We start from the raw sequence: 13,298 nt of genomic DNA, 5'->3' as shown, positions 1-13,298 counted from the left end.
GGGGAGCGATTATTTCACGATGAACAGCGGCTTGCCAGTCATCTCTTGTGGGATTTCCATGCCCATCAGGTTCAGCATGGTGGGCGCGATATCAGACAGTTTTCCGCCATCTACTGCTTTTGTTGCGTTATTGCCAACATAAATCAGTGGTACAGGCAGGTTGGTATGAGCAGTATGTGCCTGGCCGGTAGACGGGTCACGCATTTGTTCTGCATTACCATGGTCCGCGGTGATAAGTAATTGACCACCAACAGATTCTACGGCTTTAACTACTTGCTCAACACACTTGTCCAGCGTTTCGACTGCAGTCACTGCGGCTTCAAAGACGCCAGTGTGACCTACCATATCGCCATTAGGATAGTTACAGATAATGGTGTCGTATTTCCCGCTGGTGATTGCAGCGACCAGCTTGCTGGTAAGTTCTGCTGAACTCATTTCTGGCTGCAGGTCGTAAGTCGCAACTTTCGGAGAATTCACCAGTACGCGATCTTCCCCCGGGAACGGCTCTTCAACACCACCGTTAAAGAAGAAAGTGACATGAGCATATTTTTCGGTTTCAGAAATACGTAACTGAGTTTTATTGTTTTTCGCCATCCACTCGCCAAAGGTATTAGCCAGTGAGGCTGGTGGGTATGCACAGGCGGTTTTAATGTCTGCGGCATATTCTGTCAGCATGACGAATTCGCTGAAGTTCACCACTTTTTTACGGGAGAAACCATCAAAGTCAGAATTGACGAATGCGCGAGTAATTTGACGAGCACGGTCTGCGCGGAAGTTCATGAAAACTAAAGTATCGCCATCCTGCATTGCTGCGTCGGCTTCACCCGCCGCGCGAATAACTGTTGGTTTAACAAACTCATCGTTTTCATCACGGGCATAAGCAGCCTGCAAGCCGGCAACCGCGCTGTCTGCCTGGAATTCGCCCTGAGCCTGAGTCATCAGGTCATAAGCCAGTTCAACACGATCCCAGCGGTTATCACGGTCCATGGCGTAATAACGGCCAATCAGAGACGCGATACGGCCCTTACCCAGAGTCGCGAACTTATCTTCGAAACGTTTCAGTGTCGCTTCAGCGCTACGTGGCGGGGTGTCGCGGCCATCAAGGAATGCGTGCAGATAAATGGCTGTTGCGCCACGCTCAGCCGCCAGTTCCACCATTGCCATGATGTGGTCTTCATGACTGTGCACACCACCAGGAGACATCAGGCCCATAATGTGAACGGCTTTATTTGCAGCAACAGCTTTGTCAACTGCGGCAGTTAATACTGGGTTTTCAAAGAAAGTACGTTCTTTGATTTCAACATCAAGACGCGTTAAATCCTGGTAAACGATACGACCCGCGCCCAGATTAACGTGACCGACTTCGGAGTTACCCATTTGGCGGTCAGGCAGGCCAACTTCAAGGCCTGAGGCGTCAATCAAAGTGTGTGGACGTTGTGCCCACAAACTATCCATTACCGGGGTTTTAGCATTCAGAATGGCATTATCCTGTTTATCTTCACGGTAGCCATAACCATCAAGAATAACCAGAACCATAGGTTTTTTAGAAACCGACATTGCAACAACCTCTTACGTAAAAGACACAATTCTTTTGCGTAATTTTACTACAGCTGGCCCCAGTAAATAGCCCCGGAAGATCAAAGAAAGCGTGGGGCCAGCTCACATATCTCGGGTGGGTTGATGTTTTTTTTCACCACTTGCAGCAGAAAATGCATAACCTGATGCTCTTTGGCTGTATTTAGAACAACGCGCAGGTATACTCCTTTCCTGGTTTTTTCACTGATTCGGGAGTTACAACCCCCCATGCAAGAGATTATGCAATTTGTTAGCCGTCATCCGGTGCTGAGTATCGCCTGGGTTGGCTTATTACTGGCTGTGCTGGTTACTACTTTCAAAGGCCTTGCCTCTAAAGTGAAAGTGATTTCACGTGGTGAAGCAACACGGTTGATTAACAAAGAAGATGCGGTGGTCGTGGATGTGCGCCAGCGTGATGATTTCCGTAAAGGGCATATTGCCAATGCAATCAACGTGCTGCCTAACGAAATCAAAGCCGGCAATGTGGGCGAGCTTGAAAAACATAAAAACAAACCCATCATTGTAGTTGACGCCAACGGTATGTCTTCACAGGAACTGGCTGGTGCACTGAGTAAAGCGGGTTTCGAACAAGTGACCGTATTGAAAGAAGGTATTGCGGGCTGGAGTGGTGAGAATTTGCCTCTGGTACGCGGTAAATAACCGGTAAATGAGGAGTTGTGATGGCCAATATTGATATCTATACCACAACAACCTGTCCTTACTGCTCACGAGCTAAAGCACTGCTGAGCAGTAAAGGTGTCTCTTTCAACGAAATCATCATTGACAGAGATGATGGGCTGCGCGCCCAGATGATGGAACGTAGTGGGCGCCGTACAGTTCCGCAGATTTTTATTGATGAACAGCACATCGGTGGCTGTGACGACTTGTATGCGCTGGACGCACGTGGTGGACTTGATCCCCTGTTAAACTAATTTTTTAGCTGTCCATTAATGAGATTAAGGACAAAACGTTAAGGGTTGACACATGTCAGAACAAAATAATACTGAAATGTCTTTTCAGATTCAGCGCGTTTACACCAAGGATATTTCTTTCGAAGCGCCCCATGCACCACACATTTTTCAGAAAGACTGGCAGCCAGAAGTAAAACTCGATCTGGATACAGCATCCAGTCAGTTAGCTGATGATGTGTACGAAGTGGTTTTGCGTGTCACTGTGACGGCTACAGTAGAAGAAGAAACAGCTTTCCTGTGTGAAGTTCAGCAGGGCGGTATTTTTACTGTTGGCGGCATTGAGGGCACACAACTGGCGCATTGCCTGGGTGCTTATTGCCCTAACATTCTGTTCCCGTATGCTCGCGAATGCATTACCAGCCTGGTTTCCCGTGGTACGTTCCCTCAGTTGAACCTGGCTCCGGTAAACTTTGACGCGCTGTTTATGAATTACCTGCAGCAGCAGTCAGGTGAAGGTACGGAAGAACATCAGGACGCCTGATGACAATGAATGCCTCCATGACAGTGATTGGTGCCGGTTCTTATGGCACAGCACTGGCCATTACCGTCGCACGTAATGGCCACCATGTGGTTTTATGGGGGCATGATCCCGCCCATATCGCCACACTTGCGGCAGAGCGATGCAATGCCGCATTCCTTCCTGACGTCGCATTCCCTGACACGCTCCATCCAGAAAGCTCTCTGGCAAAAGCACTTGCTGCCAGCCGTGATGTTCTGGTTGTAGTGCCAAGCCATGTTTTTGGTGATGTTCTGCGCCAGCTTAAACCATTGCTACGCCCCGATGCTCGTGTCGTTTGGGCCACAAAAGGCCTTGAAGCAGAGACCGGGCGTTTGCTGCAGGATGTTGCAAGGGATGAGCTGGGTGACACTATCCCACTGGCAGTATTGTCAGGCCCAACCTTTGCTAAAGAACTGGCGGCTGGCTTGCCAACGGCCATTGCGCTGGCGGCCACAGATGACAAGTTTGCGGCTGACCTGCAGCATCTGTTGCATTGCGGGAAAAGCTTCCGTGTGTACAGCAACCCAGATTTTATTGGGGTGCAGTTGGGCGGAGCGGTGAAGAATGTGATTGCTATTGGTGCCGGGATGTCTGATGGAATTGGTTTTGGTGCTAATGCCAGAACCGCGTTGATTACCCGTGGGCTGGCAGAGATGTCGCGTCTGGGGTCCGCTTTGGGTGCAGACCCAACGACCTTCATGGGAATGGCCGGGTTAGGTGACTTAGTCCTGACTTGTACTGACAACCAGTCTCGTAACCGGCGCTTCGGTATGATGCTGGGCCAGGGGGCTGATGTGCAGTCTGCCCAGGATAAAATTGGCCAGGTTGTCGAGGGGTACCGAAATACCAAAGAGGTTCGGGCTCTGGCACAACGTTATGGTGTAGAAATGCCAATAACTGAGCAAATTTATCAGGTATTATACTGTAATAAAGATGCCCGGGATGCCGCGCTGACACTTCTTGGTCGGGCGCGCAAGGATGAAAGCAGTCACTGACGGAACGCGTGTTTATGATTAAAACCGGTGGCATATGTCTATGTCGCCGGTTTCTTATTTCTGTCTGGAGAAAGCAATGCCGTGTGAAGAACTTGACCTGGTTTGGAATAACATTAAAGCCGAAGCCCGGGCATTGGCCGATTGTGAGCCGATGCTGGCGAGTTTCTATCATGCGACATTACTTAAACACGAAAATTTGGGTAGTGCGCTCAGTTATATGCTGGCGAATAAACTCTCTTCAGCCATTATGCCAGCGATTGCCATTCGTGAAGTGGTGGAGGAAGCTTACTCTGCCGATCCTGAAATGATAGCTTCCGCGGCCTGTGATATTCAGGCTGTGCGAACACGCGACCCGGCGGTAGATAAGTATTCAACGCCATTGTTATATCTGAAAGGCTTTCACGCATTACAGGCTTATCGTATTGGCCACTGGTTGTGGGGCCAGGGGCGGCAAGCTCTGGCGATTTTTCTGCAAAACCAGGTATCAGTGACTTTTCAGGTGGATATTCACCCCGCTGCCCGCATAGGCCGTGGGATCATGCTGGATCACGCAACGGGGATTGTGATCGGTGAAACGGCTGTGGTGGAAGACGATGTGTCTATCCTCCAGTCAGTGACGCTGGGCGGGACAGGTAAAACCAGCGGTGATCGCCATCCGAAGATTCGTGAAGGCGTTATGATTGGCGCGGGAGCAAAAATTCTCGGCAACATTGAAGTGGGGCGGGGAGCAAAAATTGGAGCTGGTTCCGTTGTGCTACAGTCCGTTGCTGCACATACCACCGCAGCGGGGGTGCCGGCTCGTGTAGTCGGTAAGCCCGATAGCGAGAAGCCATCAATGGATATGGACCAGCTCTTTAATGCCCTGAATCACGGTTTTGAAGATGGAGATGGCATTTAACGGCGTGGTGCTGCGCCATCGTAACCCAGTTGGCGCCAGGCTTCATAAACTACCACTGCAACCGAATTCGACAGGTTCATACTCCGGCTGTCAGCAACCATGGGAATACGAATTTTCTGTTCGGCAGGAAAGGTATCCAGGATAGATGCTGGCAGGCCGCGTGTTTCCGGGCCAAACATCAAATAATCACCTTGCTGATATGCCACTGCGCTGTGTGCAGGGGTACCTTTTGTGGTGAGTGCGAAAAGCCGTCCAGGCTGTTCTTTTTCAAGGAAAGCCGCGTAGTCATGGTGGCGTATAACCGCCGTAAACTCATGGTAGTCCAGCCCGGCTCTGCGCAGGCGCTTGTCATCCCATGTAAAACCCATGGGTTCAATGATATGCAGACGGAAACCTGTATTGGCACACAGGCGAATAATATTCCCGGTATTCGGTGGGATCTCGGGCTCAAACAAAACAATATTCAACATACAACAACCCCCTGGTCAGGGGCGCAAGAATAGCAAATTTAACCGTGCAGTAAAACGAGAGGCCCGTGAAGGCCTCAGCTTGTACGATGATAAAGCGGTAACCACAACACTAAGCGTAACCCGCCTAACGGGCTGTCATCGGCTTTAACCCAGCCCCTGTGCTGCTGAATGGCGCTGTCAACAATAGCCAGCCCCAACCCTGTACCACCAGACTCCCGGTCCCGGGCTTCATCTGTGCGATAAAATGGCCTGAAAATATGCTCCCGGTCTTCCGGGCTGACGCCTGGGCCATCGTCATCCACAGTGACAGTAATCCCCTGGTTATCAACCGAGAAATTTACTGCGATATGGGTATGCGAATAACGCAGCGCGTTGCGCACAATATTTTCCAGCGCACTTTCCAGCGCATTAGGGTTGCCATAAAGCAGCCATGGACCTGGCGGATAGGTGACTTCCAGTGACTTGCCCATCTGTTCTGCTTCAAATGCCGCGTTGTCCAGCACTTCGCTCCAGATTTGGTTAGCCTTCATCGTTTCACTAACCAGCGCATTTTTTTGCTGATTACGCGACATGACCAGCAGGTCATTAATCATGCTGTCCAGGCGCTGGGCTTCCATTTCAATACGCTCCAGCTCTTTGCTTTCACCAGCTCGCCGCCGCAACAGAGCGGTACCCAGTTGAAGGCGAGTCAACGGTGTACGCAGTTCATGGGAAATATCAGATAGTAGCCTCTGCTGTGAGGTCATCACCCTTTCGAGTGCAGTGACCATTTTGTTGAAGCTTGAACCGGCAGCCAGAAACTCCTGGGGGCCTGATTCGAGCTCAGGATGTTGGCGAAGATCCCCATGGGCCACTTCATCCGCAGCCAGTTTAAGCTGGCGTGCAGGGCGCGCCAGGCTCCATGCCAGCCATAGCAAGAGCGGAGAACTGACTAACATTGTGACAATGAGCAACAGTAACGGCCTGTCGAACAATAAATTAATAAAATCAGACTGAGAGCTGCTTGCCGGACGAATTAAGTACAGCTGGTACATGTCTTCGCCGTCACGAACGGCAAAAGGGCCGACCAGCTCAACCCGGCCATATTTTTTCTTCTGTGGGTGTGCTGCGTTATCCGACTGACCGATAAAGTTACGGATAATTTGCATTTCATTGCGTTGGGCACCAATAACCCGGCCTTCACTGGTGACCAGCAATAAGCGTTGGCCTGGTGGTGCCCATTTATCGATGGCACGAAACAGACGCCGCCACCACATCAAATCGTTCGGTGGGTCATTAGCCAGTTCCGCTTCAACATGTTGCTCTATCATCATGCCCTGGCGTTGCTCACTTTGGAGCAGCTCGGTCATTTGCCTGGAGTCGAGTTTGGGTAACATCAACACCAGCATCAGCACCAAAGCGAGCGTAAGCCAGAAGATAGCAAAAATACGGGCGGTAAGGCTGCCTATCATGAAGCGGACACCATCAGATACCCACGGCCACGTAATGTTTTAAACCAGGGGTGCCCATCTTTACGTTCTGGCAATTTACGGCGCAAGTTGGATATATGCATATCAATTGCCCGGTCAAAAGGGGTCAGCCGCTTACCTAACACTTCCTGGCTTAAATGTTCGCGGGAGACAACCTGCCCAAGGTGCTGAGCCAACAAATACAGCAACGTAAACTCTGTACCGGTCAGTTCCAGCGTTTGCCCATCAAAGCTGGCTTCCTGGCGCCCTGGGTTCAGGCTCAGTGAGTCAACTTCCAGTGTTGGTGTGCCGTTGTCGTTGCTTTGTTGCTGCTCACTCCAGTGTGAGCGACGTAAAATTGCGCGAATACGGGCAACCAGTTCCCGGTCATTAAAAGGTTTTGGCAGGTAATCATCTGCCCCCAGTTCCAGCCCCAGAACACGATCCAGTTCACTACCACGTGCTGTCAGCATGATGACAGGGGTTTGGTATGTTTGCCGGAGTTCTTTCAGTGTATCTATGCCATTTTTCTTGGGCATCATGATATCAAGCAACAAAAGATCGATGCTGTCATCAAGGAGGCTGAGAGCCTGATCCCCATCATGAGCTACCAATACATTGAAACCTTCCATGTCGAGCAATTCCTTTAACAGGGATGTAAGCTCTCGGTCATCGTCAACTAACAGTATCTTATTCATTGTTTAAATACCTCCGAGGCAGAAATTACGTCATCCAGCACGGCTAATCCATGACTTTACGTTGTTTTACACCCCCTGACGCATGTTTGCAGCGTTAATCGTAGACTGCATAACGTCGACTCACGGAGCATAAGGATTCAGGAGCATGTAATGTGCAAAGTTATCGCAGTTTCTCTGGCATCAGCGCTTGTTTTTATCAGCAGTACCAGCCATGCCGATGAAACATTTTTTGCAGATAACTGGCACCAGCAAACGAATAACGCATCACGTTTCAATATTGAAAGTCACATGTTCGATGGTATTAGTTTAACCGAACAACAGCGACAGCAGATGCGAGATTTAATGCAAAGGGCGAGACACAGTTTACCGCCTGTAAACCTGAATGAAATTGAGACCATGCATAAGCTGGTCACAGAAAATCAGTTTGATGAAAGTGCTGTTCGTACTCAGGCAGAAAAGATGGCACAAGAACAGGTGGAGCGCCAGGTCGAGATGGCCCGGGTACAGCACCAGATGTACAGCCTGTTAACGTCTGAGCAGAAAGCGCTTTTGCAAGAGAAGCACAATAAACGAATGAACGCTTTGCGCGAAATTGCAGAGCGACAGAATGTGTCTTCTGAAGAGTTTTATAGCAGTAATCGTAGTAACCAGTGATGAACCCTGTTTTCCTTGCCATAGACACCATCCCTGTCTTACCCCGCCAACCGGCGGGGCTTTTTTTTGCCTTTAAAAACACTCAGATTGATTATACTGGCATCCAGGCTTCCTGGAGGTGTTATGAATCAAAATTATGGCCGTCTTGTTAGCGGTGCGGCTTTAGCTGCAACGACAACTGCTTGCATACTGTTATGCATTAAAATAGTTGCCTGGTGGTTAACAGGATCAATGAGCATTCTGGCATCGTTAGTCGATTCACTGGTCGATATTGCTGCATCCTTAACGAACCTGTTGGTAGTTCGCTATTCCCTTCAGCCAGCAGATGATGAACATACATTTGGGCATGGTAAAGCCGAGTCTCTGGCAGCTCTTGCACAGAGTATGTTTATTTCAGGCTCGGCATTATTTTTATTTCTCTCGGCAATTCAACACATTGCACAACCAGAGCCGATGCGTGATGCAGGTGTCGGTGTGATTGTCACCGTTCTGGCATTAATAAGTACTATCATTTTGGTGACATTCCAGCGTTGGGTGGTCCGCAGAACCGGTAGCCAGGCTGTCAGGGCAGATATGCTTCATTATCAGTCTGATGTTATGATGAATGGAGCCATCCTGGTTGCGCTGGGCCTGTCATGGTATGGATGGCACCGTGCAGATTCACTCTTCGCTTTAGGTATTGGCATTTATATTTTATATAACGCTTTACGTATGGGGTATGAAGCCGTTCAGTCTTTGCTGGACAGAGCCCTGCCGGAAAGTGACCATCAGGAAATTATTCGCATCGCTGGTCAATGGCCTGAAGTAAAAGGGACCCATGATCTGCGGACAAGGCAGTCAGGGCCGACTCGTTTTATTCAATTGCATCTGGAAATGGACGACGATTTGCCATTGGTGGAATCACATCGAATTGCTGAAGCGGTGGAACAGGCAATTCGTGACCACTTTCCTGGCGCAGATGTCATTATTCATCAGGATCCTTGTTCGGTAGTGCCGCTGGAATTACAGGGACATTTCGAGCGTTAATGGAGAGGTGTAAAAAAGTGAGCCAGGTCGCCATTTTCAGTATAAATAACCATCATTTGGCCTGACCTGAATCAATTCAGCAAGAACCGGTTGATATACTATTGCGGTAAGCGTAGTAACCCCAGTTTATCCGCAGGCGGTTCTGGCAACAGTATTCATTTTTGCATTCAAAGTTCAGAGGTAGTCATGATTAAAAAAATCGGTGTTTTGACAAGCGGTGGTGACGCACCGGGCATGAACGCAGCGATTCGTGGAGTTGTGCGTGCCGCATTGACAGAAGGTCTGGAAGTTTGTGGGATTTATGATGGCTATCTGGGTTTGTATGAAGACCGTATGATTAACCTGGACCGTTATAGTGTGTCCGATATGATTAACCGCGGTGGGACATTCCTGGGTTCCGCGCGTTTCCCTGAGTTCCGTGAAGAGCATGTTCGCAGTGTCGCAATTGATAACATGAAAAAACGTGGCATTGATGCACTGGTCGTGATCGGTGGGGATGGTTCCTATATGGGGGCAAAACGCCTGACTGAAATGGGCTTCCCATGTATTGGTCTGCCTGGCACTATTGATAACGATGTGGCTGGTACGGATTACACTATCGGTTATTTCACAGCACTGAGCACCGTTGTTGAAGCTATTGACCGCCTGCGTGATACTTCGTCATCTCACCAGCGTATCTCTATTGTTGAAGTAATGGGGCGTTATTGTGGTGATCTGACTTTGGCTGCTGCCATTGCCGGCGGGTGTGAATTTATTGTGCTGCCGGAAGTTGAGTTTAACCGCGAAGATCTGGTTTCCGAAATTAAAGCCGGTATCGCCAAAGGTAAGAAACACGCGATTGTTGCGATTACTGAGCACATTTGCGATGTGAATGAATTATCCAAATACATTGAAACTGAAACAGGCCGTGAAACACGTTCTACCGTGTTGGGCCATATTCAGCGTGGTGGTTCTCCGGTGCCTTACGACCGTATTCTGGCTTCTCGTATGGGCTCTTATGCTATTGAACTGCTGCTGCAGGGATACGGTGGCCGTTGTGTGGGTACACAGAATGAAAAACTGGTACACCACGATATTATCGACGCCATTGAAAATATGAAACGCCCATTCAAGGGCGACTGGCTGAACTGCGCGAAGAAATTGTACTGACAGCCCACCCACAACAAGCCGGAGCGTCTCTCCGGCTTTTTTATCTCTTTAATTATTCCTTATAGTTATAGCCAATTTTTTTTAATTCTTTAATTAGCGTGAAATTTTCTGGCAGGCTGACACCATTCGACCTGATAAGAGAACCCGTTATGAAAAAGTGGCTTCCTGGTGTGGTTTTGCTGCTGGCTTCTGCCAGTGTAATGGCTAAAGACATCCAATTATTAAATGTGTCTTACGACCCAACGCGTGAACTCTATGAGCAATATAACAAAGCGTTCAGTGCCTGGTGGAAAGAGAAAACGGGCGACAATGTGATTATTCGCCAGTCTCATGGCGGTTCAGGTAAACAGGCAACGTCAATTATTAATGGAATAGATGCCGATGTAGCGACGCTGGCTCTGGCAGGGGATATTGACGCGATTGCTGCGCGTGGGCGCATTGCTAAAGACTGGATCAAACGGTTACCAGATAATTCAGCGCCTTATACTTCAACCATTGTTTTTTTGGTGCGCAAGGGCAACCCGAAAAATATTCATGACTGGAATGATCTGGTTAAACCAGGCGTCTCGGTGATTACTCCGAATCCAAAAAGCTCTGGTGGTGCACGCTGGAATTACCTGGCTGCCTGGGGCTATGCGCTGGATAACAATAATGGTTCTCAGGAGAAGGCTCAGGCATTTGTTAAGGCGCTATATCATAATGTTGAAGTGCTTGATTCCGGGGCGCGAGGTGCAACGAACACCTTTGTTGAACGGGGAATTGGCGATGTGTTAATTGCCTGGGAGAACGAAGCACTACTGGCGGAGAAGACGCTGGGACACGGGCAGTTTGAAATAGTGACGCCAAGTGAATCGATTCTGGCTGAACCGACGGTGTCGGTTGTCGATAAAGTGGTGGATAAAAAAGGCACGCGCGATATCGCCCAGGCATATTTGCAACATCTCTACTCCCATGAAGGGCAGGAGATTGTTGCCCGTAACTTTTACCGCCCCCGAGACCCGGAAGTGGCTAAACAGTTCAGTGCACAGTTTCCTGAGTTGAAACTTTTCACTATTGATGAAAAATTTGGCGGCTGGGCTCAGGCACAGAAAATACATTTTGCCAGCGGTGGTACATTTGACCAGATCAGCCAGCGGTGATTGTTAACAAAACTGTCATTGTGATTTGAGATAAAAAACAGGACGATGGCTGTCAGGTCATCGTCTTTTTACGTTCAGGAGCACAATGATGGTCCGTCATCGCAAAAAGTATTTAGGGTTATTTCTCGTAGTGTTAGTTGTAGCTGGTGCAGCAGGAGGTTGGTACTGGCATGAACGAGAGTGGAAGGCCGGGGCCCTGTGGCGCATTGTCAGTGAAAAATGCGTACCGGGTGAGCAGAAGAATCACAATCCGGCACCTTGTAAGGAAGTAAACCTGCAACAAGGCTATGTGCTATTGAAGGATCTCAATGGCCCGCTGCAATTTTTGCTCATGCCAGTTGAACGTATAACAGGCATTGAAAGCCCTGAACTGCTTTCCCCCACAACGCCTAATTTTTTCTGGGACGCCTGGCATGAACGTGGTGTGATGGCAGAAAAACGAGGGGCGCCCATACCGGATACTGCGATTTCATTGGCAATAAATTCACCCACTGGCAGAACACAGAACCAGTTACATATTCATATCTCCTGCCTGCGCAATGATATTCGCCAAGCCATTGATAAATTTCAGTATGCCGTTGGGGCGCAATGGCAGCCATTCCCGGATAATCTGGCCGGTGAAGAGTGGCTGGCACGGACATTAACCCCTGAAGAGCTGCAAAACCAAAGTCTGTTTATTAACTTTGCGCAGCAGGTTGGTGGAGCAGCAAAACAGATGGGGCATTTCAGCCTGGCGCTGGTGGCACTGAAGAGCGGTAAACTGCTGGCACTGGCAACAGAGCGTGATTTATTGCACGGCAATCCGGCATCAGCAGAAGTGTTGCAGGATCATACCTGTGCAATTTTGACTGCGCCAGAAACACAAAAGCCCTGAACAGACACCACAACGTAGTGCATGCTACAGGGCCTTAACCGCAGGGCGATTAATGCTTATCAGGCATTTTTCGCTTCTGCTGCTGCTTTAACGATAGTTGCGAAGGCATCTGCTTTCAGTGAAGCACCACCAACCAATGCACCGTCGATATCCGGCTGGCCAAACAGTTCAGCTGCGTTGGCCGCATTAACGGAGCCGCCGTACTGGATGATAACTTGTTCAGCAATTGCCGCATCAGCTTTTGCAATGTGATCACGAATGAATTTGTGAACAGCCTGAGCCTGTGCCGGGGTGGCAGATTTACCAGTGCCAATCGCCCACACAGGTTCATAAGCGATAACTGCACCTTCAAAAGCTTGAGCACCAAGAGTATTCAGCACGGCATCAATCTGGCGGGAACAAACTTCTTCAGTTTTACCTGCTTCGTTTTCTGCTTCAGTTTCACCGATGCAAAGAACCGGGATCAGGCCTTGTTCTTTCAGGACCGCGAATTTTTTAGCGATGAGTTCATCGGATTCAGCATGGTAGGTACGGCGTTCGGAGTGACCAATAATAATATATTTTGCACCCACATCTTTCAGCATTGCAGCGGAAGTTTCGCCAGTGAATGCGCCAGACAGGTTCAGGTCAACATTTTGCGCGCCCAGGTGAATATGGCTGCCTGCTGCAGTCTGTTTTGCCAGGTCGAGGTACATCATTGGAGGGGCAATCGCAACACCACAACCCACAACGCTGGATAATTCCTTACGCAGGTTAGTCACCAGCTCGTGAACCATGTGTGTGCTGCCGTTGAGTTTCCAGTTACCCATCACTAAGGGATGTCGCATCTTATTCTCCAGGTGGTAAGAAATAAAAATAGTGCTGCCATGGCAGGCAGCGGGTCTGTAACACAGTATAGAGAT

Annotated in this window: 15 protein-coding genes; 10 read left to right on the top strand and 5 right to left on the bottom strand. The window is 49.2% G+C overall.

The genetic code is table 11. From position 1 onward, the window contains the following. Positions 1–9: 9 nt before the first annotated feature. Complete coding sequence (gene gpmM, locus DES37_RS19320) at positions 10–1,557, bottom strand: 2,3-bisphosphoglycerate-independent phosphoglycerate mutase (protein WP_110027371.1); 1,548 nt, start codon at positions 1,555–1,557, stop codon at positions 10–12. 246 nt (positions 1,558–1,803) lie between these two features. On the opposite strand from gpmM, the gene DES37_RS19315 reads away from it, so the two are divergent. The 5 genes from DES37_RS19315 to cysE all read left to right on the top strand — a co-directional run bounded on the left by DES37_RS19315 (position 1,804) and on the right by cysE (position 4,938). Beyond that, positions 1,804–2,235 (top strand): rhodanese-like domain-containing protein, encoded by a 432-nt coding sequence (locus tag DES37_RS19315; RefSeq protein ID WP_036115775.1) that lies wholly within the window; start codon positions 1,804–1,806, stop codon positions 2,233–2,235. A gap of 20 nt (positions 2,236–2,255) precedes the next feature. Next, a complete protein-coding gene (gene grxC / locus DES37_RS19310; RefSeq protein WP_036115777.1) occupies positions 2,256–2,507 on the top strand; it encodes a glutaredoxin 3 in 252 nt (83 codons plus the stop codon). A gap of 52 nt (positions 2,508–2,559) precedes the next feature. Further along, a complete protein-coding gene (gene secB / locus DES37_RS19305; protein ID WP_036115781.1) occupies positions 2,560–3,027 on the top strand; it encodes a protein-export chaperone SecB in 468 nt (155 codons plus the stop codon). After that, a complete protein-coding gene (gene gpsA / locus DES37_RS19300; protein WP_110027370.1) occupies positions 3,024–4,040 on the top strand; it encodes an NAD(P)H-dependent glycerol-3-phosphate dehydrogenase in 1,017 nt (338 codons plus the stop codon). Before secB ends, gpsA begins: the two co-directional genes overlap by 4 nt. 76 nt (positions 4,041–4,116) lie before the next feature. After that, entirely contained in the window at positions 4,117–4,938 is an 822-nt protein-coding gene (cysE, locus tag DES37_RS19295) for a serine O-acetyltransferase (RefSeq protein WP_036115785.1), read from the top strand. On the opposite strand, the gene trmL is transcribed toward cysE, so the two are convergent. The 3 genes from trmL to cpxR all read right to left on the bottom strand — a co-directional run bounded on the left by trmL (position 4,935) and on the right by cpxR (position 7,554). Beyond that, positions 4,935–5,408 (bottom strand): tRNA (uridine(34)/cytosine(34)/5-carboxymethylaminomethyluridine(34)-2'-O)-methyltransferase TrmL, encoded by a 474-nt coding sequence (gene trmL, locus DES37_RS19290; protein WP_036115788.1) that lies wholly within the window; start codon positions 5,406–5,408, stop codon positions 4,935–4,937. The genes cysE and trmL overlap by 4 nt on opposite strands. 74 nt (positions 5,409–5,482) lie before the next feature. After that, positions 5,483–6,859, bottom strand: a complete 1,377-nt coding sequence (gene cpxA / locus DES37_RS19285; protein WP_110027368.1) for an envelope stress sensor histidine kinase CpxA — start codon at positions 6,857–6,859, stop codon at positions 5,483–5,485. After that, entirely contained in the window at positions 6,856–7,554 is a 699-nt protein-coding gene (gene cpxR / locus DES37_RS19280) for an envelope stress response regulator transcription factor CpxR (RefSeq protein ID WP_036115795.1), read from the bottom strand. Before cpxR ends, cpxA begins: the two co-directional genes overlap by 4 nt. Positions 7,555–7,704: 150 nt before the next feature. Here cpxR and cpxP point away from each other — a divergent pair, with 150 nt between their 5' ends. From cpxP to DES37_RS19255, 5 genes are all read left to right on the top strand, one after another. Further along, positions 7,705–8,208: a cell-envelope stress modulator CpxP gene (gene cpxP / locus DES37_RS19275; protein ID WP_110027366.1), complete on the top strand. Its 504-nt coding sequence runs from the start codon at positions 7,705–7,707 to the stop codon at positions 8,206–8,208. Positions 8,209–8,331: 123 nt separating this feature from the next. Next, a complete protein-coding gene (gene fieF, locus DES37_RS19270) occupies positions 8,332–9,234 on the top strand; it encodes a CDF family cation-efflux transporter FieF (RefSeq protein ID WP_036115800.1) in 903 nt (300 codons plus the stop codon). Between the two features lie 186 nt (positions 9,235–9,420). Continuing rightward, entirely contained in the window at positions 9,421–10,383 is a 963-nt protein-coding gene (gene pfkA, locus DES37_RS19265) for a 6-phosphofructokinase (RefSeq protein ID WP_036115802.1), read from the top strand. A 149-nt stretch (positions 10,384–10,532) separates the two neighbouring features. Next, positions 10,533–11,522 carry a sulfate ABC transporter substrate-binding protein gene (locus tag DES37_RS19260; RefSeq protein ID WP_110027365.1) on the top strand — a complete coding sequence of 330 codons (990 nt, stop codon included), beginning with the start codon at positions 10,533–10,535 and terminating at the stop codon, positions 11,520–11,522. A gap of 88 nt (positions 11,523–11,610) precedes the next feature. Beyond that, positions 11,611–12,396 (top strand): CDP-diacylglycerol diphosphatase, encoded by a 786-nt coding sequence (locus DES37_RS19255; RefSeq protein ID WP_110027452.1) that lies wholly within the window; start codon positions 11,611–11,613, stop codon positions 12,394–12,396. 59 nt (positions 12,397–12,455) lie between these two features. Here DES37_RS19255 and tpiA read toward each other — a convergent pair whose 3' ends face one another. After that, positions 12,456–13,223 (bottom strand): triose-phosphate isomerase, encoded by a 768-nt coding sequence (tpiA, locus tag DES37_RS19250; RefSeq protein ID WP_036115813.1) that lies wholly within the window; start codon positions 13,221–13,223, stop codon positions 12,456–12,458. Positions 13,224–13,298: the final 75 nt, after the last annotated feature.

The organism is Mangrovibacter plantisponsor, from assembly GCF_003182475.1.
GTDB classification, from domain to species: Bacteria; Pseudomonadota; Gammaproteobacteria; order Enterobacterales; family Enterobacteriaceae; genus Mangrovibacter; species Mangrovibacter plantisponsor.
Note: the sequence above shows the minus strand (reverse complement) of the source record. Positions and strands in the feature narration are given on the sequence as shown.